Genomic DNA, 24962 nt, shown 5'->3' on the forward strand with positions numbered 1-24962 from the left:
AATTATTAACGCCGGCATTTTATTAAGTTAAAATTTATTCGTACGCTAAGTAAATAACTGTTAATCCCTTTCCATCCATGGAAAGACATAAATAATTTTTATGATAAGGAAGCAGCCGATAAATTTTCCAGATATTTTTGCCATAGCTGTGGTTGAGAAAAATATTTATCTAAATTTATTACCATTAGGTTTTCATTATGTTGAGCAATTAAGGTCGGAAAACCGGAACGAGCAACTTGATGTAATAAGGTACGACTTGATTGGATATGTTTGTTTGTTGGTTCATCTTTATTAATAGCAAAAGTTTGTTGAAATAGCTGTTTATCTAGTCCAATCTGTTGTGCTAATTGCAACAAAGTCTTTTCGTCACTAACTCGACGACCATCAATATAATGTGCTGTTTGGATGGCCTTTAACATTGTTAAACCTTCATTTGCTAATTCATCAGCGGTAATAATTGCTGTTATCGGTGGTAATGAATCTAGTATTACATCATTTTGTTGTAACATTTGGTGATAACTATCACCAAATGTTTGTCCAGTAATACTGGCGATCTGCTTATCAGTATCTAACAAAAATTGACGCCATTGATCGTCTATCTTTACTCGGTTGTAACCTGTCAGCATACCACCACCATGTAGTTGTAGTTTAATATTTGGCTGACTAGCTGCAATTTCTATCAATGGAGACGCACCATAACACCAACCACAGAAAGGATCAAAAATATAGTGTAAGGTTATTGATGACATTTTTTCCTCGCGAAATTATTGCGGCCATTTCATTTCGCCCTTCAATACTTTGGCGCTCAATTCGAGACTAGTAGGCTCTTTTAAATTTGGATAAGCTTGCTGCATAATGTCAATGACTTCAGTTGAATTTTTACTTTTTGCTAAAACTTTTTCTAGTTTTTTCAAATAGTTTTCTGTAAAAGTAACGGTGGTAATATCTTTTGCCGATGGTTCAAGATAATGTCCGGGAATAACGACTTTTGGCTTAAGTTGTTTAATACTTTCCAGGGATTGTTGCCAGTGTTGGCGAGATGCTTTGCTTTGAGTATCAGCTGTCCAGACATGAATATTGTCAGAGACAAGAACGCCACCAACAACAGCTTTAAGTTTGGGGATCCAAACAAAAGTACGATCAGGCGCAGCGCTTTTTAATCCCTGAATTTTAATTTTTTCACCATCAACCACTAATGTATTACCTTGTAACACATCAGGAACAATAATTTTAGTTGGTGCTTGTTCTTTCAATATAGGCCCCCAATAGGCCTGTTTACCATCTTTGGTCGCCTTTATCGCTTTAACCGTCTCGGCTGTTGCTAATACTTTTGCATTAGGAAAAGCTTTAGTAATAACCTCTAGCCCAAAATAATAATCGGGATCAGAATGACTAATATAAATTGTTTTTAGTTTTTTATTTAGTTTTTTTATACGATTAACTAATTCTTCCGCATCATTTTTTTGAAATTGTGCATCAATGAGAATTATTTCATGCTCGCCACTAATAATTTCAGAAGAAACAGGAAAAATACTTTTTTCACCAGGGTTATAGACTGACATTTTTAAATTTGTCGCTTGAACTAATGTGCTGAAAGTAAAAAGCACAGCCATAGTGATGATGGAGCCAACTTTCATAATGTTTTCCTTAATACTGAATGAATGTTTAGTCACTCATAGCAAATGGTAAAAAACTGAAAAAAATAACACAATTGACAGTAAGTTGTTGCATAAAATGTCTATCCAAACAGGATAACAACACAATTTCACTCGTAAAGCGTATTTTAGTCGCTAGCTTGGCAAATTGCGCCCATTTACAAAATAGTATTACTGTGGATCGACAATTAAGCAATAAAACAGTTAACTGACGAGATGATCATATTGAATTAGCATGACATCTTATTAATAAATCAAAAAACAATCTAATTATTTTAATTATCAATATGTTATTTGCCAAAATAAGTCAGTAAGATTAAGAATTATTATTCAATTTTTAAACTTAAGTTGGGTGATGGCTCAGATTAAAAGTAATCAATAATGAAAGGCATTGAGTAACTGCGTTTCAAATTCTTTAATTGTGATTTTTAGGCATTGAATAAATCGTTCGGTAAGTTCAGAAGATGGCCGATGCATTGGCTTAATTAAATTGACAGTGAAAGGAATTGGTTTAATAAAAGGTCTAGTACAAAAGCTATCAGGTTCATGTTGTAAAAAATCAATAACGGTAAATGGGTTGACGATTGAAATACCTAATCCTTCCCTTACCATAGCACAAACAGAGGCAGCATTATGCACTTCCATTATCATTCGCCGGCTAATATGTTGTTCAGCAAAAAATGTATCAATTGCTTGTCGATAATTATCGGTAATTGAGAGACTAATAAAAGCAACATTATTAAAGTCTTTAGCAGTTAAATATTTTTTTTTACTTAGTGGGTGCATACGAGGCAAAATAACGACTTCATTTAGGCTAGTTAAAATATCGCCATAGGTGCCGGTGGGTATCTGTCGATTCTCTGTCAAACCGATATCATAGTGTTGCGCCGAAAGCCATTCCTCTAATATAGGTGACTCTTGAGAGGTAATAGTGAAGTTAACTTCAGGGTAATCAAGCAGAAACTGCTTACAGACTTTAGGTAATAGCGACTGACTAAATACCGGTAAGCAGGCAATTGAAAGCTGAGTATCTCTAAATTGTCTAATAATTTCCACCATATTATAGATCCTTTCTAATCCATAATAAGAACGTTCGACTTCTGCGAATAACCTTAATCCCTGAGCAGTTGGTAATAGCCGTCCTTTGATCCTATCGAATAACTTAAATCGTAACAGTTTTTCTAGACGACTGATTTCACGGCTGATTGTAGGCTGAGATGTTCTAAGTAATTGAGCTGCATCGGTTAAGTTTTTGGTGGTCATGACCGCGCGAAAAATTTCTATATGACGCCAGGAAAAAGTTTTCATTTACATAACTCGCTGCAATTAACTATATCCAATATGAATAAACTATAGCTAAATAGATATTTTTAATCCTTATTTTTTCTATTAATAATAATAAAAAAATGAAAAAATAAATTAAGGTTATTAATGACAACATTTGCAACCACGACAAGTCGATATTTGACAGCAGAACAATTAATTAAACTTCCCACTCAATTCGGAACCCCTATCTGGATCTATGATAGCGAAGTTATTACACAGGCTATTAAACAGTTGAGTGCATTTGATGTGATCCGTTTTGCGCAAAAAGCATGCTCCAATATTCATATTTTGCGTTTGATGCGTGAACAAGGTGTGAAAGTTGATGCTGTATCATTAGGCGAAATTGAAAGGGCATTAGTGGCAGGTTTTCGTCCGGGAAGCGAAAAAGCCGAAATTGTATTTACCGCAGATGTCATTGAAAAGCAAACTATTGAGCGGGTAATAGAGTTAGATATTCCGGTTAATGTCGGATCAATTGATATGCTCGTTCAATTGGGAAAAGCCAAACGACATCATCCTATTTGGTTACGTATCAATCCTGGGTTTGGCCATGGACACAGCCAAAAAACCAATACCGGTGGAGAAAATAGTAAGCACGGTATCTGGTTTAGTGATCTGCCGTTAGCAATTGAAAAAATTAATCAATATCAGTTAATGCTGGTCGGGATACATATGCATATTGGTTCTGGGGTTGATTATTGTCACCTAGCTAAAGTCTGTGACGCTATGGTAGAGCAGGTCATCTTAAGTGGTTGTGATATACAAGCTATTTCTGCTGGTGGAGGATTGTCGATCCCTTATCATTTAGCTGAGGAGCGAATTGATATTAACCACTATTTTGCTTTGTGGCATGACGCTCGTGAACGTATTTCAGCGCATTTGGGGCACCATATAACACTAGAAATTGAGCCTGGTCGTTATTTGGTTGCAGAATCAGGTGTACTTTTAGCTGAAGTTAGAGCGATAAAAAGAATGGGGAAAAATCATTATGTATTAGTTGATAGTGGTTTTAATGATCTCATGCGTCCTGCTATGTATGGTTGTTATCATCATATTTCTGTCTTGGCCGCGGATAATCGTGATCTTTCGAATGGAAATTTACGTGAAACATTAGTTGCTGGTCCTTTATGTGAATCTGGTGATGTTTTTACGCAGGCAAATAACGGCGCTGTTGTCTCTCGTTTATTACCTGAAATTTATGTGGGAGATTACTTAGTCTTTCATGATACTGGTGCTTATGGTGCGTCTATGTCTTCTAATTATAATAGTCGCCCGCTAATCGCTGAAGTGATGTATTTAAATGGTGAACCAAAATTAATTCGTCGGCGTCAAACATTAGCAGAGTTGCTGGCATTAGAAACATGTTTGATAACTAGTGATTAGGGAGCTTAATAGCTCCCTGTAAGATCCAGTATTAAGCTGCTTGCTCTTTATTTAATGACGAACTATTTTTCTGTTTATCAGATTTTTTACTAGCCACAGCCAGGGCATCATATTCAAATTCATCAACATTGATTGATCTCAAACGGCTGGCTTCTGCTTTACGTAAAATGTCAGCTTCTTGCTGGGTAATTTTACCGTCGGCAAGTGCTTGCTTGGCAAGTTTATCTAAATTGGTAAAGTGCGGTTTATGTGCATTTTGGCTAACCAAGCGTTCGAAGATTGGCTCGGCGGCAATAATATCTAATAATGCAGTATTAATTATGCCATGAGGGTTGTGCTCACTGGGTATCATATATTGACCGCGACCAATGCGATCACGTGTTTCTGATGGTGTCATCATAATTTTTGCTAGTTTATGATCAAGTTGATCACTAGGTGGTGCATAGCGATAACCCAAAGGAAAAATGATAATACGGGTTAACGCAGCTACTAGGCGATTTGGAAAGTTACGTAGCAGTGCTTGCATGGCTTTCTCTGATTGAAACAGACAATCTTTTATTACCCATTCAACAATAGGTAAATCCATTGTTGGGCGGTCATCATCTTCAAAACGTTTAAGTGTTGCTGATGCTAAATAGAGGTGACTTAAAATATCGCCTAAACGGGCAGAAATACGTTCGCGACGTTTTAACCCACCACCTAATACAGCCATAGAAATATCAGCCAGTAAGGCAAGGTTGGCACTTTGTCGATTTAATTGTTGATAAAAGCGGCGAGTGTTATCTTTTATTGGTGTTTTACTTGTTCTGCCGTTTGTTATACCCAAGTAAAAACTGCGGAATAGGTTACTTATTGTATGGCTCAAATGGCTAAATAGTAATTTATCAAAAGTGGCTATATCGTTATTTTGTGTTGCTGCTATTTCCTGCAAAATATAAGGATGACAGCGAATAGCTCCTTGGCCAAAAATCATCATACTTCGTGTTAAAATATTGGCGCCCTCAACAGTAATCGCGATAGGAGCCCCTTGATAAAACCGAGCGAGGAAATTTGCAGGGCCCATACAAATACCTTTACCGCCGGCAATATCCATTGCATCAATAATTGCTCTTTGGCCTCGATGAGTACAGTGGTACTTCACAATCGCAGAGAGGACGGCTGGTTTTTCGCCAGATATAATTGCTGTAGTAATTAACGTTGAAGCGGCATCCATTAAATAAGCATTACCAGCGATACGCGCTAAAGGCTCCTCAATACCCTCCATTTTTCCAATAGGTACTTTGAATTGACGACGAATATAGGCATATGCACCAATTGCCATTGCAATACTTTTTAAACCACCCGTTGCGTTAGAGGGAAGAGTAATGCCACGACCAATAGAAAGACACTCCATTAACATACGCCAGCCTTGGCCGGCCATTTTGGCACCACCGAGAATATAATCAATCGGCACAAAAATATTTTTACCGCGTGTAGGGCCATTTTGGAAAGGAATATTCAAAGGAAAATGGCGATGGCCAATTTCTATACCATCAATATTGGTAGGGATCAAAGCGCAGGTAATGCCTAGATCAGTTATATCGCCCAATAAATGATCAGGATCATAAAGTTTAAATGCTAGCCCTAATACTGTAGCTACCGGGGCTAAGGTAATATAACGTTTATTCCAATTTAAACGCATGCCTAATATTTGTTGGTTTTCCCATTCGCCCATACAGACAACACCGGTGTCAGGAATGGCTCCAGCATCAGAACCAGCTTCAGGACTTGTTAATGCAAAACAAGGGATCTCTTCACCGCGAGCTAGTCTAGGCAGATAGTGTTGTTTTTGTTCATCGGTGCCATAATGTTGTAAAAGCTCTCCTGGGCCTAATGAGTTAGGTACACCAACAGTAATGGCTAATATGCCGGAAACCCCAGCTAATTTTTGTAATACTAGTGCTTGAGCATAAGCAGAAAATTCGAGACCACCATACTCTTTTTTGATGATCATAGCGAAAAAACGGTGTTGTTTTAAATGTTGCCATAATTCAGTGGGTAGATCTGCTAGTTCATGGCTAATTTGAAAGTCATTAGCCATACGGCATGCTTCTTCAACTGGGCCATTTAGAAAAGCTTGTTCTTCAGTTGTTAATTGTGGTTTTGGATAATTATGTAATTTATCCCAGTTAGGCTTACCTTGAAATAAGTCGCCTTCCCACCAGGTTGTGCCCGCCTCGATGGCTTCTTTCTCGGTTTTTGACATCGAGGGAATGATTTTCTGAAAAATTTGTAAGACTTTGCTTGAAATGAATGAGCGGCGTATTGGCAGGTAGACAAGCGGAAATAGTATCGCTGCTGCGAGCAATAACGTCCAATAATACCATAAACCAGTACTAGCCATAATTAAACAATAAGCAAGTATAAGTAGGCTACTAAATAGTAGATTTGCTTTGTGATAACAAAGAATTCCGATTAAACCAATAAATAGAAAAATAGTGAGTAGAGCCATCATGGTACTCCTGATTATGATTAAACTAAGTCATCGGAGGTCATATCTGTGTTTTTTCTTATCTTTAATCCATGTGATTTTATTTATCAATATTTTTACATGTTAATTACAATGTAGTTCACAAATTATTTATTGAGCTTAACTTAGTTATGATAAGTATTTTTGATACTTCTTTCATAAAGTTTAATCCGTTACACTGGGATTGTTGAAAAAAATAATATTTTATTAGGAGTAAAAATGATGTACCACGAGCTTATTTGTGCTGAATTAGAAGAAGCGGCGGTGACATTGAAGAATTTTCTTCAAAATAGAGAAAATATTGAAGCGATTGAGCAAGCCGCGATTATGTTGGCAAATGCCTTTAAAGCGGGAGGAAAAGTAATATCTTGTGGCAATGGTGGCTCGCATTGTGATGCTATGCATTTTGCAGAAGAATTAACCGGACGTTATCGTGAAAATCGGCCGGGTTATCCAGCCATTGCGATTTCTGATGTTAGTCATCTCTCCTGCGTTGGTAATGATTTTGGCTATGACTATGTTTTTTCTCGTTATATAGAGGCAGTGGGTAAAGAAGGGGATGTATTATTTGCACTTTCAACTTCAGGTAATTCTGGCAATATCATCAAGGCAATTGAGGCGGCGCGAGCTAAAGGGATGCAAGTGATTATATTGACAGGTAAAGAGGGCGGGAAAATGGCAGGAACCGCTGATATTGAGATTCGTGTACCTCATTTTGGCTATGCCGATCGGATCCAAGAAATTCATATTAAAGTGATCCATATCTTAATTCAGTTAATAGAAAAAGAGATGGAGAAATAACATTGCTATGCAACATTGCCGGATAGGCGATGGGATTATTTTGCATGATTATGTTTAGATTTAGAAATTTTATTCTGGCATAAAGGAGACATTATGTGTGAATTACTCGGTATGAGTGCTAATGTCCCGACAGATATTAATTTTAGTTTAAGTGGTCTTATCCCTCGAGGAGGCCAGACAGGGCCACATAAAGATGGTTGGGGTATTACTTTTTATGAAGGTCGAGGGTGCCGAACATTTAAAGATCCCAAACCTTGCTATCAGTCGCCTATTGCGCGCTTTGTGCAAGAGTATCCGATTAAATCGGAGGCAGTTATTGCACATATTCGCCAGGCAAATCGGGGCGAGGTCTTATTAGAAAACACCCATCCTTTTACCAGAGAACTGTGGGGAAGAAATTGGACTTATGCACATAACGGCCAACTTAAAGGTTATAAAAAATTACCTGTAGGGCATTATCGACCAATTGGAGCGACAGATAGTGAGTGGGTGTTTTGTTGGATTTTAAATCAATTATCAGAAAGATATCCTAAAAAACCGACTAACTGGTTAACTCTATATCGGTTTATTGCCAAGCTTGCTGATCAATTAAAGCTGATGGGGGTATTTAATATGTTGATTTCCGATGGAAAATACATAATGGCGTATTGCTCGACTAATTTGCATTGGCTTACACGCAAAGCACCTTTTGGTAAGGCAAGATTGCTTGATAATGATATTGAAATTGATTTTCAGCAACATACTCAAACTACTGATATTGTATCAGTGATTGCAACCCAGCCTTTAACTGGCAATGAGAATTGGCACCGAATTCAGCCGGGCAGTTTTGTTTTATTCCATTTGGGTAAGCGCATATTGTAATCTTTCACCAGCTATAGCTGGTGATAATTGATGGTTAGGAAATTTGTTTACTAAATATTGTCCTTGTTGGATATTAATTACCGGCAATTGATTTGTTTTAGTAAAATATTCATATGCAGGTTGCAGTTGCTGCCAAAACGTATAGTAACGTGAATTCCGGTGGCGATTCATATTGGCAGATGTCATTTTAAATGGATAAATATTGACCTGTATTTCATATTGGCCATTCTGTAATGCATTTTCCACATAACGATAGATTTCATTTATATAGCGATCCGTCATAGCATAGCAGCCAATTGACCTACACCCACCATGTACCATCAAATAAGCGCCAGTATAGCCATGAGCTCGGTCATATTCATTAGGAAAACCTAAATTAAAAGCGCGATAATATTTACTATCGGGTTTTAATTGTGAGCGTGTAATGCGATAAAATCCTTCTGGACTTTTTAAGTCACCTTGTTTTGTTTTAGGCCCTAATCCACCAGAAAAATTACAGATTGGATAGCTTTTAAACAATGAAAATAAACCTTTTTCATTTTTAGTATAGAGTTCAAGTACTCTTTCTTCTTTAAAAATTTGAATAAATAGTGAATTATTTAACAATTTTTTGCCGTTATCACTGATATCTAATGGATAAAATGGTCTTGACGCTGAGTAGCTATTACTGATAAAAAATGAAAGGGAAAAGATCCCTATGCTAATAAAAAAAGAGCGTTTCATAAGCTTCCATACAAAAGTGAGTTATTGTACAAAAAAAGTACACAAATATTAATCATACATTTGTATTGTAGTTTTTTATATTAAAAATTAATAATTTTGTCTCCTGCCATTTTTGGCTTATTTTGCTAAAAATTCTAATATCCATCGAAAAAGATGATTCAAATGATCGTTATTTGCGAATTGTTCTCAAAATAATAAAAAATTTATTCTTATTTGCTTGAACTAAATCACTTGTTGTATCAGACAGCAAGCCAGGGAACTGATAAAATCATCTGCGTTAAAATAATAGGTAAATTGTAATAATTAGTGGAGATTCATTAGCTGGCTTGTTTCAATTATTCAACAGCCTTTTGATTATTGGTTGCTATCTGATTTCATTTGAAATCGTTAGCTTAGGGTTTAACTGATAAACTTGTGCAATTCTTATGATTAAAATTAAAAAAGGACTCAACCTCCCGATTGCAGGAGTGCCCGCTCAAGTGGTAGCGGATAGCCCTGTCATTCATCATGTTGCAGTATTGGGTGAAGAGTATATAGGGATGCGTCCTTCAATGTTGGTGAAGGAAGGTGAGCAAGTTAAAAAGGGGCAAATTCTTTTCGAAGATAAGAAAAATCCAGGCGTATTTTTCACCAGCCCGGCTTGTGGCACTATCATAAAAATCAATCGGGGTGAACGCCGAGTACTTCAATCTATTGTTATTGAAATTAATGGCGATGAGCAAATTGTATTTAACCGTTATGATAATAATCAACTTGATACATTAACACATCAACAAGTAGAAGCTAATTTACTTCAGTCAGGTTTGTGGACAGCGATGCGGACGCGTCCTTTTAGCCATACTCCAGTACCCGGTACTAGCCCAAAAGCAATTTTTGTTACGGCGATGGACACGCGTCCACTGGCGGCTGATCCCTTGTTGATTATTGCGGCGGAGGAAACGGCTTTCAATGATGGTTTGAAAGTATTAACTAAATTAACCGAAGGAAAAATGTATGTTTGCCATGGAGAAGGTAACTTAGTTAAGTTAACTGGCAATAAACAAATTATTTATAAGCAATTTATTGGACCCCATCCTGCGGGGTTAGTCGGTACCCATATCCATTTTCTAGAGCCGGTAAGTACAGAGAAAACTGTCTGGCATTTAAATTATCAAGATGTGATTGCGATCGGTAAACTTTTTACGACGGGTCATCTTTATTCGGATCGCATTATCTCACTTGCTGGACCTCAAGTTAAAAAGCCACGTTTAGTTCGGACTTGTTTAGGCGCTGATCTCTATGAATTAACGGATGGTGAATTAAAAATAGGAGAAAACAGAATTATCTCAGGGTCAATCTTATGGGGTAATAAATGTGATGATACACGAGGTTATTTGGGCAGATTCCATAATCAAGTTTCGGTATTGAGCGAAGGGCGTGAAAAAGAGTTATTTGGCTGGATTGTACCCGGAAGAGATAAGTTTACTATCACCCGCACGACACTTGGCCATTTCCTGAAAAATAAACAGTTTAATTTCACCACGACGACCAATGGTAGTGAACGTTCTATGGTTCCGATTGGTAATTATGAACGTATTATGCCGCTTGATATTATGATCACTCATTTATTACGCGATCTGCTAGTTGGTGATTTAGCCAGCTCTCAGCAACTTGGTTGTTTGGAACTGGATGAGGAAGATTTGGAGCTGTGCACCTATGTCTGCCCAGCCAAATATGAGTATGGTCCTGTACTTCGTGAGGTATTGGCCAGAATTGAGCAAGAAGGTTAACTACATGGGCTTAAAGAATTTATTTGAAAAGTATGAACGTCATTTTGAACCCGGTGGAAAACTAGAAAAATACTATGTGCTCTATGAAGCAGTGGCGACTATTTTTTATACCCCGGGCACAATCACACACGGGTGTTCACATGTTCGTGACAGTATTGATCTAAAGCGAATGATGATTCTAGTCTGGCTGTCCGTTTTTCCAGCCATGTTTTGGGGAATGTATAATGTCGGCGCACAAGCGATTCCAGCTCTTTATCAATTACATAGTGAAGCTGACTTGCAGAAGATCCTGGTTTCTGATTGGCATTATAGCGTCGCTCAGTTTTTGGGTGCTTCATTAACACCAGAAGCAGGCTGGGCAAGTAAAATGTTGCTTGGTGCAGTATATTTTTTACCTATCTATATGGTTGTTTTTTTAGTCGGTGGGTTTTGGGAAGTATTATTTTCGTTGATCCGTGGTCATGAAATCAACGAAGGTTTCTTTGTCTCTTCGATTCTGTTTGCCCTTATTGTACCGCCTACTATACCACTTTGGCAGGCGGCATTAGGTATTACGTTTGGTATTGTTGTGGCGAAAGAAATTTTTGGTGGTACTGGGCGTAATTTTTTAAATCCAGCATTAGCTGGTCGTGCATTTCTATTTTTTGCTTATCCAGCTCAAATTTCAGGTGATTTAGTTTGGACTGCGACAGATGGTTTCTCTGGTGCTACGCCATTATCACAATGGGCTAGGGGTGGAGATCATGCATTAATAAATAATTTGACACATCAGCCTGTTACTTGGATGGATGCTTTTTTTGGCAATATTCCAGGCTCAATTGGAGAAGTTTCAACATTAATGATCTTAATCGGTGGGGCGTTGATTTTATTTTGCCGAATAGCTTCATGGCGTATCGTTGCCGGTGTAATGATAGGCATGATGGCAATGTCTTATCTATTTAATGCTATTGGATCATCGACTAATCCATTATTTGCGATGCCTTGGTACTGGCATTTGGTGCTAGGCGGTTTTGCTTTTGGCATGATGTTTATGGCAACTGATCCTGTTTCGGCCTCTTTTACTAATGAAGGTAAATGGGCTTATGGCATGTTGATTGGTGTAATGTGTGTTCTCATCAGAGTCATTAATCCTGCTTATCCGGAAGGGATGATGTTGGCGATTTTGTTTGCCAACTTATTTGCGCCTCTGTTTGATTATCTGGTAGTTCAGGCAAATATTAAACGGAGAAAAGCCCGTGGCTAACGATAAAACAAAAAATCCAAAAGATAGCATCGGCAGAACATTTCTTGTGGTATTTATTCTGTGTTTAGTGTGTTCAGTAGTTGTATCTGGTGCAGCGGTAGGTTTGAAATCTAAACAGCAAGCACAAAAATTATTAGATAAACAACGTAATATTCTTGATGTTGCCGGTTTACTCAAGCCCAAAATGTCAGCTGAAGAGATACAATCTCTTTATAATAGTCGTATTAGCGCTAAAATTTTGAATTTCAAAACAACTGAAATATCAAATAGTAATGGCAACTTCGATCTTAATAATCAGCTACGTAATGATGAAACACGAATGGTATTATCACCAGAACAGGACGTTGCTAAGATTCGTTATAGAGCCAACTCGGCAGAAATTTATTTAGTCAATGATGATCATGGTAAAACCATGGCGCTTGTTTTGCCGGTTTATGGTTCTGGTTTATGGTCGGTAATGTATGCTTTTATTGCTGTTGATATAGATGGGATCACATCACGTGGTATAACTTATTATTCGCATGGTGAAACGCCAGGTCTAGGTGGAGAGGTGGATAATCCACAATGGCGTGCCCAATGGATTGGTAAAAAGCTTTACAATCAACAAGGGAAACCTGCGATAAAAATTGTCCGTGGTGGAGCAATAGGTGATCCCTCTAGCATCGATGGTCTATCAGGAGCAACATTGACATCAAACGGTATCCAGAAAATGTTTGATTTCTGGTTGGGTAATAATGGTTTTGGTCCGTTTCTGGATAAAGTACGCAAAGGAGAGTTAAATCATGGCTGATAGTAAAGAGATTAAACGCGTGCTAATTGGACCTTTATTGGATAATAATCCTATTGCTTTGCAAGTTTTAGGGGTTTGTTCGGCTTTAGCGGTAACGACAAAATTAGAAACTGCTCTTGTAATGGCTATTGCTGTAACTTTAGTGACCGGTTTTTCTAGCTTTTTTATCTCATTGATTCGTCATTATATTCCTAGCAGTGTGCGAATTATTGCTCAAATGACTATCATTGCTTCTTTGGTTATCGTGGTTGATCAAATCTTGCGCGCTTACGCTTATGAAGTCTCTAAGCAACTTTCAGTATTTGTCGGTTTAATTATTACTAATTGTATCGTCATGGGACGTGCTGAAGCTTATGCAATGAAATCGCCACCAATTGAAAGTTTTATGGATGGTATTGGTAATGGTTTGGGATATGGCGCTATTTTAATTTTAGTTGGTTTCCTAAGAGAACTATTTGGTTCAGGTAAACTGTTCGGTATTACTATTCTGCAGTCGGTTCAGAATGGTGGTTGGTATCAGCCAAATGGCTTGTTCCTGCTTGCACCAAGTGCGTTTTTCATCATTGGTATGTTGATTTGGGGACTGCGCACATTAAAACCTTCACAGGTTGAAAAGGAGTAACAGACGCAATGGAACATTATATCAGCTTGTTTGTTCGAGCTGTGTTTATTGAAAACATGGCTCTCGCCTTTTTTCTGGGTATGTGTACATTTTTGGCCGTTTCTAAAAATGTCAAAACCGCCTTCGGGTTAGGAATTGCAGTTACTGTTGTTCTGGGTATTTCCGTACCAGCGAATAATTTAGTTTATAATTTCATTTTACGTGATGGTGCCCTAATAGAGGGAGTTGATTTAAGTTTTTTAAACTTCATAACTTTTATCGGTGTCATTGCCGCATTAGTACAAATTCTTGAAATGATTTTGGATCGTTATTTTCCCGCCCTTTATAACGCATTAGGTATTTTTCTACCATTGATCACCGTTAATTGTGCGATTTTTGGTGGTGTCTCGTTTATGGCCCAGCGCGAATATAATTTTAGTGAATCTATTGTTTATGGATTTGGTTCAGGATTGGGATGGATGCTAGCCATTGTTTTATTGGCATCTATTCGTGAAAAAATGAAATATGCTGATATCCCATCGGGTTTAAAAGGTTTAGGCATCACCTTTGTCACTACTGGTTTGATGGCATTGGGCTTTATGTCTTTTTCCGGTGTACAGTTATAAGGGTGAAAATAATTCATGGATATTATTATTCTTGGTGTCGTAATGTTTACCCTAATTGTGTTGATTCTAACGGCAATGATTTTATTTGCCAAATCTAGGTTAGTAAACACAGGGGATGTAAAAATTGAAGTTAATGGTGACCCTAAAAAGAGTTTTGCTGCTCCAGCAGGCGATAAGCTATTAAATATGTTGTCCAATCAGGGTATTTTTGTTTCATCTGCTTGTGGCGGCGGTGGTTCTTGTGGCCAATGTCGGGTGACAATCAAGCAGGGTGGCGGTGATATCCTGCCTACTGAACTGGCCCATATTAATAAACGAGAAGCTAGAGCAGGATGTCGTTTGGCTTGTCAGGTTAATGTAAAACAGGATCTGAAAATTGAATTACCTGAAGAGATTTTTGGGGTAAAAAAATGGGAATGTGAAGTTATCTCGAATGAGAATAAAGCAACTTTCATTAAAGAACTGAAATTAAAAATTCCAGCCGGAGAAGTTGTCCCATTTCGGGCAGGTGGCTATATTCAGATCGAATGTCCGCCACATAAAGTTTCTTATGCTGATTTTGCTGTGCCTGATGAGTATCGTGAAGATTGGGATAAATTCAATCTATTTCGTTATGTTTCTGAAGTAAAACAGCAGACAGTAAGAGCATATTCAATGGCAAATTATCCAGATGAACATGGAATTATCATGTTAAACGTCAGGATAGCAACACCACCGCCAAAAGCCGCAGATTTACCTCCAGGAATTATGTCCTCTTACATTTGGTCATTAAAACCAGGTGACAAAGTCACTATTTCTGGTCCATTTGGTGAGTTTTTCGCTAAAGACACCAATGCGGAAATGATTTTTATTGGTGGGGGAGCTGGTATGGCGCCAATGCGCTCTCATATTTTTGATCAATTAAAGCGCTTAAATTCTAAACGAAAAATCAGCTTTTGGTATGGGGCTCGTTCAAAACGTGAAATGTTTTATGTTGAAGACTTTGATCAATTGGCTGCGGAAAATGAAAACTTTACCTGGCATGTTGCGCTATCAGATGCCATGCCAGAAGATAACTGGCAAGGCTATACAGGCTTTATTCATAACGTTTTATATGAAAACTATTTGAAAGATCATCCAGCGCCTGAGGATTGTGAGTTTTATATGTGTGGTCCTCCTGTGATGAATGCCGCAGTTATTAAGATGCTTAAAGATTTAGGTGTTGAAGATGAAAATATTTTATTAGATGATTTTGGTGGTTGATTCTTTCCTGTATTTTGACTCATTGTATAACCGTTGAGTTAATATGGACTTAATATTCTTAAAAAATTTTATGCTAAAAAATAAATTATTCAATTGGATTATTACCTTATCTACTATTTTCATGCTTTGTGGTTGTTTTGATACAGAGCAAAAGAGTATTCAAGGGCAAACGATGGGAACTTACTATGTCATTAAGTATGTCAGTGAATCATCTCATCCTTTTTGGGAAACATTGCGTGACGATATTAATAGTCGTTTGGAAGAAGTTAACAATCAAATGTCAACTTACCGCCCTAAATCTGAATTAAGCCAATTTAATCAATTTCAACATGTAAATACACCATTTCCTGTGTCGCTAGCCATGATGACAGTGATTAAAGAAGCGATTCATATTAATAAATTAACCAATGGTGCGCTCGATATTACTATCGGGCCATTAGTTAATTTATGGGGATTTGGCCCAGAAGGCAGAATAACCAAATCACCACCGGAAGAGACATTGGAGTTGCGTCGGCAATGGATTGGTATTGATAAACTTGCAATTGATGGTAATAGCCTGATAAAAAAAATACCTCAACTCTACGTAGATCTCTCATCTATCGCTAAAGGATACGGCGTTGATGTTATAGCGGAATATTTAGAGTCACAAAATATTCATAATTATATGGTCGATATTGGTGGTGAAGTCCGGACAAAAGGCCATAATGGCAAAGGGATAGCGTGGCGTATTGCAATTGAAAAACCTTCGGATAAAGGACTAGAACAGTCGGTACAAGAAATTATTGAGCCTGGGAATATGTCAGTTGCTACCTCTGGTGACTATCGTAATTATTTTGAACAAGATGGTGTTTATTATTCACATACTATTGATCCAAAGACCGGTAGACCGATTGTTCATAATTTAATATCTATTACTGTTATCGCCCCAACTTGCATGATGGCAGATGGTTTATCTACTGGCATAAATGTGTTGGGGGCTGAAAAAGGAATGGAATTAGCGGAACGTTTAAATTTACCGGTTTTCATGGTCGTTACGACTAATAAAGGTTTCGAAGAACGTTATAGTTCGGCATTTAAACCTTATTTAGTAAAAAAAATGTAGCGGAGGTTTTATGTTAACGATATTTATCGCTACTTTGTTTTTTTTTCTACTTGCTTTTATTGCTATGTCTCTTGGATATATTATTAAACGCAAGGAAATTCAAGGAAGTTGTGGTGGGTTAAGTAATATTGGCATTGAAAAAGTTTGTGATTGCCCGCAGCCATGTGATCTTCGCAAGAAGCGTATGGCTATGGAAAACCGTCAAAAGTAACAACAGATGAACGACCGTATTATTTGATAAAAAATCTCGTTATTAATAGTAATAACGAGATTATTAATATTTTGTTTTTTATTATTTTATATCTTTAAAATATTTAGGTGAATCGACCATAACTTCGTCTGCACCTAGCTCTTTAGCCAGTTGATAATCAGCTTCATCTTTTATGCCAAATAAAACGATATGTGCTCCACCGCTGGCACGAAAACATTTCATTGCTTCATGATCCCAAACTAAATCTGATGATGAACGAGCTTCACCAAGAGTATATTTTTCTACAACTTCTACTTTACGTCGCAGTTCCAGTCCATACCAGCGCTGAGTATTAATTTTTTTATCAATCAGACAATGATGATTCATGGTAATATTAGCCAGAATATCGCGGGTTTCATCACGACTTTCAAAACGCTGTACATGATCAGATAAAGCATTTAAGAAAGCTTCGTTGGTGGAATAAAAGCGAGTACGTCGAAAAGCTTTTTCTTCTTTTAATACTTTTTCAATCGCTTGTGCTTGTTCGTAAGGATCGGCATCGGGAGATTTCAGATCAATATAGAAATCGGTTGCCCGAAACTGTTGCAGTACTTGCTTCAATGTAGGAATGACTATACCTTTATTACAATAGAGATGGTTATGACGAGAACCGAAACGGTAACCAGCATCAGCTTTCATAAGTTGCTGTGCACGGTATGAGGAAACCGGCCCACTTCTATTGGTTAAGGTATTTAAATCAGATGGGCGATATAATATGGGAACTTTATCACTGGAAAGTTGCACAGTGATCCATATTTTGTCTGCACCATTTTTTAGTGCCTGGTCAATGGCATAAATGGTGTTTTCTGGTGCATCAGCAGTTCCTCCGCGATGGGCAACGATTTTTGGTGAATTTGCTAAGGCAGTGACTGAACAAAGCAAAAGTAGTACTGCGGTGATACTTTTATGCATTATCTTCTCCATAAGTTGTGTGTATGAAAAATTTTATGAATTAATTTTATTATTAAAAGCAGTAGATTAAATATAAATTAATATAGCAAATTTTTATTATTTTTTATCGTAAATATAAAAATATAACTTAGCATTATGTTAGTTATAAAATTATTTATTTTTTTAATTATAAAATCGAAAGTTATTTTCTGAATAAATAATTTTTTCTATTGTTAGGTAGAATATTATATATTATTTTAAAGTATTTTATCTTTTTAATGATAACTTGCTGTAATAGAGCTTATTATCTATTAGATAAAATTAGTTATAATAAAATAGAAAAATAAACTTATTTTATCTTTATCTCATATAAAAACATATTAATTTTTTATATGCTATATATTATATTATATTATATTATATTATATTATATTATATTATATTTATGGAAATTTTTTATTCTAGTTGTTTGTAAAAACAATTAAAGAATATAATTATAACTTATTCTTTAATAAAGCCTGAATAATGAATTAAAAAAATTTTTTCTTTTTATATTCTATCATTTTTTAATTTAAATTTATTTTATTTTATTAATAATTAAAATAACTATCGCTTAATATAAAATAGGATATTAAAATTATAATGTTTTAAATGAACTTATTGGTTTATAGATAATAGTAAAATAGCATTATTGAATTTTTTAAATTAAGAAATAATAGTAACCACTATTATTTAAATTATTTTTTTAATTAAAAAGGCTATTAATCATGAAAGTTTATACGTTTAATAACACGGTAAAAGATCCTTTTTGTCGAGGAAAACAGATTGGTGAATATTGGGCGCCGCAAATAAAACAGACGGTGATGCTTTATTTAGATTTTTTTTCTCGTATTGGTATAACTGGCGATCAGGCGAAAAAAATTGGAGAAAATAGTTTGGCTGCCCTGGAATATTGGTGTCCGGATTTGGCAAGTGAAATGGAAGCAACAGCTATGGGAGCTAATCTTCCGATTTGGTATCTAGCAAGTTTAAATGCACGAACTGAAATTTTATCAACAAAGTCAACATCCTATGCGAGTGAATGCTCTACCGCAATTTATGCAGCTCCTGATATTAATATGCCACAAACCATGCAAACCTGGGATTGGCATGATGTTTTAGCGCCTCATGGGTTGATGATTCAATTACAAAATAGAAAAGGGATGCAATTTAAGCTTTTTACTGAATTTGGTATGTTAGGTAAAATTGGTGTTAACAGTGCTGGATTAGGTTTACATTTTAATATCTTACATCATACAAGTGACAATGATTCTGGTGGTGTGCCTGTACATGCAGTAGCTCGCCGAATATTAGAAGAAGCAACAACCATAGAAGAGGCTATCGCTTTAGCATTTTCTGCGCAAGTCAGTGCATCGTCAGTATTAAGTGTCTTTTGCCATCATGCAGCACGATGCCGAGCAGTAAGTATTGAGTTAAGTCCATTTCGGTCAGCGATTGTTTACCCACAACAAAATAATTGGTTACTTCATACTAATCATTTTCTAGCGTCGGAATTGGTTTCGGGGGAAGGTACTACTGATGATACGACTTATAAACGTTATGAACATTTAAAAAGCGTATCTAGTGATATGAAAAATAAAAGCATTATGGCGCGCGCGGCTGCAATGTGTGGTCCTGAAGGTGAGCAATCACCAATTTGTTTTCTACCTGACAGTTCGCAACCGGATACAGAGCGTTGGCAAACTTTATTAACAATTAGTATTAATACTAAAAATGCTATATTAAAATATGCAGCAGGTAATCCTTATCAATTATCGCAAACCGGTTATCTTTCTTTCTGACAAGGAAACTTATTAAATCCAATAAAAGGTAATATGCAATTCTAATCAAGTATTTTATGGCCATAATCCTATAGTGGAGTTGTTATTTTAATTAAATTTTTTGTTTACCATTGGTAAAATTAGCATTACACTGTTTATTTAAACAGTGTTATTAGGAGAGGGTGTGCGCAAAATTATCCATATTGATATGGATTGCTTTTATGCAGCCATAGAGATGCGTGACAATCCTTCTTTACGCACTATTCCGCTAGCGATCGGAGGTAGAGCCGATCGGCGTGGAGTAGTTAGTACAGCCAATTATTTGGCTCGACGTTATGGCGTGCATAGTGCAATGTCTACAGCTTTGGCACTTAAACGTTGCCCTCAATTGAAAATCATTCCTGGCCGCATGTCCTTATATAAAGAAATATCATGGCAGATACGGCAAATTTTGCTCGAATTTACCCAATTAGTTGAGCCAATTTCTTTAGATGAAGCTTATCTTGATGTGACAAATAGTCCTCATTATCACGGTTCGGCAACCTTGATAGCAAATGAGATAAGACAGCGGATTTTTAATGAATTATCGCTTACGGCATCAGCGGGTATCGCACCGGTCAAATTTCTAGCTAAAATTGCTTCAGATATAAATAAACCCAATGGGCAATATGTTATTACCCCTGAGCAAGTGACCAATTTTATTTATCCATTGCCCTTAAGAAAAATTCCTGGAGTGGGTAAAGTTACGGCACAACGGTTGCAAAAAATGGGATTGGAAACCTGCGGCGATATACAACAATTTGATTTGCTTACATTAGTGAAAGAATTAGGTAAGTTTGGTCAAATTTTATGGGATCTTAGTCATGGCGTAGATCCGCGTAGGATCAATAGTGAGCGTTTACGCAAATCAGTTGGGGTCGAGCGTACTGTTGCTAAGGATATTTATCAATGGGATGAATGTATGAAAATTATTGAACGACTCTATCCAGAGCTTGAGAGCCGATTAGCAAAAATTAAACCAGAGCTTAGCATCGCCAGTCAAGGGGTGAAGATGAAATTTGCCGATTTTCAATTAACGACTCAAGAGCATAGTTATCCCATTTTAAGTAAAGGGGATCTTATCCAAATAGCGCAACAAATTTGGCAACAAAGACGAGCGGATCGTGGTGTTAGATTAGTTGGACTACATGTCACTTTACAAAATCCTCAGTTAGAAAAGCAGTTAATACTGAATTGGTGAAAAGCAGGCTAGATTAGCCTGCTAGGATTGTTAACTTTTCTCAGGTATTGATTTGAGTACTGATGTTAATAACTGCCAATACTTCGCTACACTTTTAATATTGGCGCGTTCATCAGGTGAATGAGCGCCATATATTGTTGGCCCAATGGAGACCATATCCATCTGCGGATAAGGTTTTTTAAATAGCCCACATTCTAAACCAGCATGGATCACCATGATCTTTGGAGCTTTACCAAATAGTTGCTGATAGGTATTGCTAACAAGTGCCATGACGGGAGATTTCGGATCAGGTTTCCAGCCAGGATAGCTGCCTTTATGTTCAAATTCTGCACCGGCAAGCATCGATAATGATGTCAACATATTAACGACATAATCTTTGCCTGTTTCGATTAATGAGCGAATTAAAAAAGTAATTTCGGCTTTTTTTTCGTCCATATCAACAACGCCGGTATTAAGGGAAGTTTCAACAACATCTTTTATTTCATCGCTCATCCTAATAACACCGTTAGGTGCAGCATTGAGAAAATTTAATAGACGAGATTGGCAATCCGCAGTTAGCGTTAATAATTCTGTGCTTGTCTCATCAAGGGTAATGACTAAATTTTTTTCGATCGCGGCAAATTCAGATTTTAGTAGTGTTAGATAGTGATTTTTGCTGGTCTCTAAATTAGCTGCTATTGATATAGGCACTGCAACAATTGCTTCACTCTCGCGTGGGATTGCATTACGTAAACTACCCCCTTGAATGTGAATGAGCCTTAATTGTAATTCACTCCCATGCCCTGCTAGAAAACGTGCCAATAGTTTATTAGCATTAGCCAATCCTAAATGAATATCACCACCCGAATGGCCACCGGTCAATCCTTTAAGTGTTATTTTATACACTTTATGATTAGCTGGAATTGCTTCTCTTGCCAATGTAAAGGTGGTGGTAAAATCAACGCCGCCTGCGCAACCCATGTAGATCTCGCCTTCTTGTTCCGAATCGGTATTGATCAGAATATCCGCTTGTAACCAATTTGGCTGTATGCCAAAAGCACCAACCATACCGGTTTCTTCTGTCATGGTGAGTAAAACTTCTATTGGTCCATGTTTAATATTTTCATCATCCAGTACAGCTAAAGCGGAAGCCATACCGATACCATTATCTGCACCTAATGTAGTACCTTGCGCTTTTACCCACTCATTATCAACGTAAGGACGGATAGGATCCTGAGTAAAATTGTGCTGAGTATCACCGTTTTTTTGTGGCACCATATCCAAATGGGCTTGAAGAACAACAGGTAGGAGATTTTCCATGCCGGCTGTTGCCGGTTTGCGAATAAGAATATTACCGACTTTATCGCGTTCAACATTAAGTTTTTTTCTCTCTGCCCATTGCATAATATAAGCAGCAAGTGCTTCTTCATGTCCAGATGGATGAGGAATTGCACAAATTTGTGCAAAAATATCCCAAAGTGGCTGTGGTGAAAGTTGTGAAAGCTCAGACACGTTTTCTCTCCTATTACTACCCTATTATTAAGATTGCTAATTAATTCTACAGTTTTGGAAAATATTATTTATCTTATTAATTCAGAATATCATCTTCTGGCGTCTATTCCTTTAGTTAATTGTGATAATATTAATTAATTTCTGGTTTTTGTTATTACAAATCACTATAATCTCGCGCAATATTTTTTCCACTAATGTACTTTGCTAAAATAGTCTCTAGTCGTTGGGATCAAAATTTTATGAGTGAAAAATACATCGTAACATGGGATATGTTGCAAATGCATGCCCGTACTTTGGCACAACGCTTATTACCTGCCAAGCAATGGAAAGGCATTATTGCTGTTAGCCGCGGTGGGCTTGTTCCAAGTGCTATTCTTGCTCGTGAATTAGGTTTACGCCATGTTGATACTGTCTGTATTTCAAGTTACGACCATAATAACCAAAGAGAACTCAAAGTGATTAAGCGAGTGGAAGGTGATGGTGAGGGGTATATTGTTGTTGACGATTTGGTCGATACTGGCGGAACAGCGCAAGCTATCAGGGATATGTATCCCAAAGGCTATTTTGTGACTATTTTTGCTAAACCTGCCGGACGCCCATTAGTTGATAATTATGTTATTGATATACCGCAAAATACCTGGATAGAACAGCCATGGGATATGGAAAAAGAGGTTTTTATTAAGCCACTTTGTGAACAATAATAATTGTTTTATTTATTTCGCTTTAATCACTAAATAAAGTATATGATATAGGGGATGCTAATCGCATCCCTTTTTTATTGCTGAATTTTTTAACAGAATAAGGTCGATATGAGTGAAAAAAATCTGTCAGAAAAGCTGTTTAAGCCTAAATCAAAACTGAAACAAACTGAGACTTCTGTTCTGGTGACTTATAGTGTGCCTAAAACCCACTTATTGAAGCATAGTTCAACATTCGAAGGGACGAGTTATGTTAGCTGGTATCGTATGATTAATCGGCTAATATGGATTTGGCGTGGCAACGATGGATTAGAGATTGAAGCGGTATTAAGTCGAATTGCGGCAAATAATCGTGTTCGTAGCTGTGAAAATTTACTTGATACCGTAATTGGTTATCAGCCGGGAAATTGGGCTTATGAATGGTCACAGCAAGCAATGGCCTGGCAGAAAAAAGCGCTTGAGTTGCCTACAAAAATAGCAACTAGCCAGGCTTGGTTACGGGCCGCTAATTTATATAGTATCGCTGCCTATCCTCATCTTAAGGGTGATCATCTTGCTGAACAAGCGGTATTATTAGCGAATAAAGCTTATGAAAATGCTGAGCAATTGACCGATTTTCGACTGAAAAAAATTTCTTTCAAAATAGAGGATGGTAAAAAAGAGCTAATTGGTTTTTTACATTTGCCTAATACCAACCAAGGCCCATGTCCTACGATTTTAGTTTGCGGCACATTAGATAGTTTGCAGCTAGATTATTACCGCCTTTTTAGCCAATATTTAGCGCCGCAAGGTTTTGCTATGTTAACCCTGGATATGCCATCAATTGGCTATTCTATTAAATATAAACTTTCTCAGGATACTAGCGCGCTGCATCAACAGATACTTAATCAATTGGCTAATATTCCATGGATCGATCATACTCGAATAGGGGTAATTGGTTTGCGTTTTGGCGCTAATATTGCCCTTCGTTTAGCTTATTTAGAGCCCAAGCGCTTAAAAGGTGTTGCAGTTTTGGGGCCAATTGTTCATAGCTTATTTAATGAGCAAAAATATCAAGATCAAATACCGGTAATGAATATTGATATCTTTGCCAGTCGACTAGGTTTCTATCAGGTAGATGAAGCCGTTTTACGCTCAGAGCTTAGCTGTTACTCATTAAAAAAGCAGGGATTATTGGGGCGTCGTTGTCCTGTACCATTTATGGTTGTTAATTGGCAAAATGATGTTTTCAGCCCTAAGGAAGACGCATTGCTTATCGTGCGCTCCTCAATTGAAGGTAAGTTATTAACCTTACCCGCCAAGCCGTTATATCAAAATTTTCATCAGTCACTTTCTGCAGTAGTGAGTTGGCTGAAAAGCAAAATTGAATAATTATTGTGATTACTTGATTATTTTTCCTTATTTGCTAAAAAGGTAGCTTAACAACAAGGAGATCCTTATTATGGCTTTAACTTCAAATTATTCTAAAAGTAAATTATTGAAGCATTTTACCAGGTTAGGACCTTATCTCCGTGAATCTCAATGTCAGGATGATCTCTTTTTTTTCGACTGTCTTGCTATTTGTGTTAATGCAAAAACTGCTCCAGAAAAGCGTGAATTTTGGGGATGGTGGTTGGAATTAAGACGAGAACTTAACGGATTTGTATATCATTATAAATTAGGTATGTTTGATAAAGCCGGTAATTGGCAGCATATCGAAATTAATAAATCAAACATTATCAAGTCGCTTGAAGATACATTACAAGAATTCCATAAACGTTTAAGTGATTCACTTAATACATTAGAATTAACATTAACCCCTTGCCCAAAAATGGTTGCAATTAATTTATAGTTTGTATTGTTTGCAGCTATTGTAAAATCAACTTTTCATTAAAATTGCGTTATGTCGGTTGGCATGACGCTTCTTACTTGATAAAACTGATGACTAAATTTTTATCGTTA

Annotated in this window: 23 protein-coding genes; 16 read left to right on the plus strand and 7 right to left on the minus strand. The window is 36.9% G+C overall.

Features of this window, described 5'->3' with window-relative positions:
• Positions 1–98 precede the first annotated feature (98 nt).
• From QE177_RS03715 to QE177_RS03725, 3 genes are all read right to left on the minus strand, one after another.
• Positions 99–749: a DsbA family protein gene (locus tag QE177_RS03715; protein WP_280551389.1), complete on the minus strand. Its 651-nt coding sequence runs from the start codon at positions 747–749 to the stop codon at positions 99–101.
• 15 nt (positions 750–764) lie between these two features.
• Positions 765–1637 (minus strand): MBL fold metallo-hydrolase, encoded by an 873-nt coding sequence (locus QE177_RS03720; RefSeq protein WP_280551390.1) that lies wholly within the window; start codon positions 1635–1637, stop codon positions 765–767.
• 393 nt (positions 1638–2030) lie between these two features.
• Positions 2031–2963: a LysR family transcriptional regulator gene (locus QE177_RS03725; RefSeq protein WP_280551391.1), complete on the minus strand. Its 933-nt coding sequence runs from the start codon at positions 2961–2963 to the stop codon at positions 2031–2033.
• 123 nt (positions 2964–3086) lie between these two features.
• On the opposite strand from QE177_RS03725, the gene lysA reads away from it, so the two are divergent.
• Positions 3087–4364 carry a diaminopimelate decarboxylase gene (gene lysA / locus QE177_RS03730; RefSeq protein ID WP_280551392.1) on the plus strand — a complete coding sequence of 426 codons (1278 nt, stop codon included), beginning with the start codon at positions 3087–3089 and terminating at the stop codon, positions 4362–4364.
• A 31-nt stretch (positions 4365–4395) separates the two neighbouring features.
• Here the strand turns inward: lysA and fadE are convergent, their stop codons facing one another.
• Positions 4396–6855 carry an acyl-CoA dehydrogenase FadE gene (gene fadE, locus QE177_RS03735; RefSeq protein ID WP_280551393.1) on the minus strand — a complete coding sequence of 820 codons (2460 nt, stop codon included), beginning with the start codon at positions 6853–6855 and terminating at the stop codon, positions 4396–4398.
• A 240-nt stretch (positions 6856–7095) separates the two neighbouring features.
• On the opposite strand from fadE, the gene lpcA reads away from it, so the two are divergent.
• Together lpcA and QE177_RS03745 are read left to right on the plus strand one after the other, a co-directional pair.
• Positions 7096–7674: a D-sedoheptulose 7-phosphate isomerase gene (lpcA, locus tag QE177_RS03740; RefSeq protein ID WP_280552205.1), complete on the plus strand. Its 579-nt coding sequence runs from the start codon at positions 7096–7098 to the stop codon at positions 7672–7674.
• 93 nt (positions 7675–7767) lie between these two features.
• Entirely contained in the window at positions 7768–8535 is a 768-nt protein-coding gene (locus QE177_RS03745; RefSeq protein WP_280551394.1) for a class II glutamine amidotransferase, read from the plus strand.
• On the opposite strand, the gene QE177_RS03750 is transcribed toward QE177_RS03745, so the two are convergent.
• Complete coding sequence (locus QE177_RS03750; RefSeq protein WP_280551395.1) at positions 8506–9258, minus strand: murein L,D-transpeptidase family protein; 753 nt, start codon at positions 9256–9258, stop codon at positions 8506–8508. The genes QE177_RS03745 and QE177_RS03750 overlap by 30 nt on opposite strands.
• Positions 9259–9683: 425 nt before the next feature.
• Between QE177_RS03750 and QE177_RS03755 the strand changes: the two genes are divergently transcribed.
• The 8 genes from QE177_RS03755 (at position 9684) to nqrM (ending at position 16842) form a co-directional block, all read left to right on the plus strand.
• Positions 9684–11027 (plus strand): Na(+)-translocating NADH-quinone reductase subunit A, encoded by a 1344-nt coding sequence (locus QE177_RS03755; RefSeq protein WP_280551396.1) that lies wholly within the window; start codon positions 9684–9686, stop codon positions 11025–11027.
• 4 nt (positions 11028–11031) lie between these two features.
• Positions 11032–12270: an NADH:ubiquinone reductase (Na(+)-transporting) subunit B gene (locus QE177_RS03760; RefSeq protein WP_280551397.1), complete on the plus strand. Its 1239-nt coding sequence runs from the start codon at positions 11032–11034 to the stop codon at positions 12268–12270.
• Positions 12263–13060 (plus strand): Na(+)-translocating NADH-quinone reductase subunit C, encoded by a 798-nt coding sequence (locus QE177_RS03765; RefSeq protein WP_280551398.1) that lies wholly within the window; start codon positions 12263–12265, stop codon positions 13058–13060. The genes QE177_RS03760 and QE177_RS03765 overlap by 8 nt, the downstream gene beginning before the upstream one ends.
• Complete coding sequence (locus QE177_RS03770) at positions 13053–13682, plus strand: NADH:ubiquinone reductase (Na(+)-transporting) subunit D (protein WP_180560501.1); 630 nt, start codon at positions 13053–13055, stop codon at positions 13680–13682. Before QE177_RS03765 ends, QE177_RS03770 begins: the two co-directional genes overlap by 8 nt.
• An 8-nt stretch (positions 13683–13690) precedes the next feature.
• Positions 13691–14287 (plus strand): NADH:ubiquinone reductase (Na(+)-transporting) subunit E, encoded by a 597-nt coding sequence (nqrE, locus tag QE177_RS03775; protein ID WP_026823020.1) that lies wholly within the window; start codon positions 13691–13693, stop codon positions 14285–14287.
• 15 nt (positions 14288–14302) lie between these two features.
• Positions 14303–15529 carry an NADH:ubiquinone reductase (Na(+)-transporting) subunit F gene (nqrF, locus tag QE177_RS03780; RefSeq protein WP_280551399.1) on the plus strand — a complete coding sequence of 409 codons (1227 nt, stop codon included), beginning with the start codon at positions 14303–14305 and terminating at the stop codon, positions 15527–15529.
• Between the two features lie 70 nt (positions 15530–15599).
• A complete protein-coding gene (locus QE177_RS03785; protein WP_280552206.1) occupies positions 15600–16631 on the plus strand; it encodes an FAD:protein FMN transferase in 1032 nt (343 codons plus the stop codon).
• Positions 16632–16641: 10 nt separating this feature from the next.
• Positions 16642–16842, plus strand: coding sequence for a (Na+)-NQR maturation NqrM (gene nqrM, locus QE177_RS03790; RefSeq protein ID WP_280551400.1), 201 nt, complete (start codon positions 16642–16644; stop codon positions 16840–16842).
• A gap of 81 nt (positions 16843–16923) precedes the next feature.
• On the opposite strand, the gene QE177_RS03795 is transcribed toward nqrM, so the two are convergent.
• Complete coding sequence (locus QE177_RS03795; RefSeq protein ID WP_280551401.1) at positions 16924–17793, minus strand: glycerophosphodiester phosphodiesterase family protein; 870 nt, start codon at positions 17791–17793, stop codon at positions 16924–16926.
• Positions 17794–18539: 746 nt separating this feature from the next.
• On the opposite strand from QE177_RS03795, the gene QE177_RS03800 reads away from it, so the two are divergent.
• Together QE177_RS03800 and dinB are read left to right on the plus strand one after the other, a co-directional pair.
• Positions 18540–19613: a C45 family autoproteolytic acyltransferase/hydolase gene (locus QE177_RS03800; RefSeq protein ID WP_280551402.1), complete on the plus strand. Its 1074-nt coding sequence runs from the start codon at positions 18540–18542 to the stop codon at positions 19611–19613.
• A 163-nt stretch (positions 19614–19776) separates the two neighbouring features.
• Positions 19777–20832 (plus strand): DNA polymerase IV, encoded by a 1056-nt coding sequence (dinB, locus tag QE177_RS03805; RefSeq protein WP_280551403.1) that lies wholly within the window; start codon positions 19777–19779, stop codon positions 20830–20832.
• A gap of 30 nt (positions 20833–20862) precedes the next feature.
• Here dinB and QE177_RS03810 read toward each other — a convergent pair whose 3' ends face one another.
• Positions 20863–22323, minus strand: a complete 1461-nt coding sequence (locus tag QE177_RS03810) for an aminoacyl-histidine dipeptidase (RefSeq protein WP_280551404.1) — start codon at positions 22321–22323, stop codon at positions 20863–20865.
• A 239-nt stretch (positions 22324–22562) separates the two neighbouring features.
• Here QE177_RS03810 and gpt point away from each other — a divergent pair, with 239 nt between their 5' ends.
• The 3 genes from gpt (at position 22563) to crl (ending at position 24852) form a co-directional block, all read left to right on the plus strand.
• On the plus strand, positions 22563–23024 hold the full coding sequence (gene gpt / locus QE177_RS03815; protein WP_280551405.1) for a xanthine phosphoribosyltransferase: 462 nt from the start codon (positions 22563–22565) through the stop codon (positions 23022–23024).
• A gap of 108 nt (positions 23025–23132) precedes the next feature.
• Positions 23133–24392 carry an esterase FrsA gene (gene frsA / locus QE177_RS03820; RefSeq protein ID WP_280551406.1) on the plus strand — a complete coding sequence of 420 codons (1260 nt, stop codon included), beginning with the start codon at positions 23133–23135 and terminating at the stop codon, positions 24390–24392.
• 70 nt (positions 24393–24462) lie between these two features.
• Positions 24463–24852 (plus strand): sigma factor-binding protein Crl, encoded by a 390-nt coding sequence (crl, locus tag QE177_RS03825; protein ID WP_180560492.1) that lies wholly within the window; start codon positions 24463–24465, stop codon positions 24850–24852.
• Positions 24853–24962: the final 110 nt, after the last annotated feature.

Origin of the sequence: Arsenophonus sp. aPb (assembly GCF_029873475.1) — a bacterium.
Lineage (GTDB): Bacteria > Pseudomonadota > Gammaproteobacteria > Enterobacterales > Enterobacteriaceae > Arsenophonus.

Excerpts from the sequence above, each read along its gene's own strand:
- crl (WP_180560492.1), top strand. The coding sequence starts at position 24,463 with ATGGCTTTAACTTCAAATTATTCTAAAAGTAAATTATTGAAGCATTTT.
- lpcA (WP_280552205.1), top strand. The coding sequence starts at position 7,096 with ATGTACCACGAGCTTATTTGTGCTGAATTAGAAGAAGCGGCGGTGACA.
- nqrE (WP_026823020.1), top strand. The coding sequence starts at position 13,691 with ATGGAACATTATATCAGCTTGTTTGTTCGAGCTGTGTTTATTGAAAAC.
- QE177_RS03785 (WP_280552206.1), top strand. The coding sequence starts at position 15,600 with ATGCTAAAAAATAAATTATTCAATTGGATTATTACCTTATCTACTATT.
- nqrF (WP_280551399.1), top strand. The coding sequence starts at position 14,303 with ATGGATATTATTATTCTTGGTGTCGTAATGTTTACCCTAATTGTGTTG.
- QE177_RS03750 (WP_280551395.1), bottom strand. The coding sequence starts at position 9,258 with ATGAAACGCTCTTTTTTTATTAGCATAGGGATCTTTTCCCTTTCATTT.
- QE177_RS03770 (WP_180560501.1), top strand. The coding sequence starts at position 13,053 with ATGGCTGATAGTAAAGAGATTAAACGCGTGCTAATTGGACCTTTATTG.
- QE177_RS03800 (WP_280551402.1), top strand. The coding sequence starts at position 18,540 with ATGAAAGTTTATACGTTTAATAACACGGTAAAAGATCCTTTTTGTCGA.
- QE177_RS03745 (WP_280551394.1), top strand. The coding sequence starts at position 7,768 with ATGTGTGAATTACTCGGTATGAGTGCTAATGTCCCGACAGATATTAAT.
- QE177_RS03720 (WP_280551390.1), bottom strand. The coding sequence starts at position 1,637 with ATGAAAGTTGGCTCCATCATCACTATGGCTGTGCTTTTTACTTTCAGC.
- fadE (WP_280551393.1), bottom strand. The coding sequence starts at position 6,855 with ATGGCTCTACTCACTATTTTTCTATTTATTGGTTTAATCGGAATTCTT.
- nqrM (WP_280551400.1), top strand. The coding sequence starts at position 16,642 with ATGTTAACGATATTTATCGCTACTTTGTTTTTTTTTCTACTTGCTTTT.
- QE177_RS03715 (WP_280551389.1), bottom strand. The coding sequence starts at position 749 with ATGTCATCAATAACCTTACACTATATTTTTGATCCTTTCTGTGGTTGG.
- lysA (WP_280551392.1), top strand. The coding sequence starts at position 3,087 with ATGACAACATTTGCAACCACGACAAGTCGATATTTGACAGCAGAACAA.
- QE177_RS03795 (WP_280551401.1), bottom strand. The coding sequence starts at position 17,793 with ATGCATAAAAGTATCACCGCAGTACTACTTTTGCTTTGTTCAGTCACT.
- QE177_RS03760 (WP_280551397.1), top strand. The coding sequence starts at position 11,032 with ATGGGCTTAAAGAATTTATTTGAAAAGTATGAACGTCATTTTGAACCC.
- QE177_RS03755 (WP_280551396.1), top strand. The coding sequence starts at position 9,684 with ATGATTAAAATTAAAAAAGGACTCAACCTCCCGATTGCAGGAGTGCCC.
- frsA (WP_280551406.1), top strand. The coding sequence starts at position 23,133 with ATGAGTGAAAAAAATCTGTCAGAAAAGCTGTTTAAGCCTAAATCAAAA.
- QE177_RS03725 (WP_280551391.1), bottom strand. The coding sequence starts at position 2,963 with ATGAAAACTTTTTCCTGGCGTCATATAGAAATTTTTCGCGCGGTCATG.
- gpt (WP_280551405.1), top strand. The coding sequence starts at position 22,563 with ATGAGTGAAAAATACATCGTAACATGGGATATGTTGCAAATGCATGCC.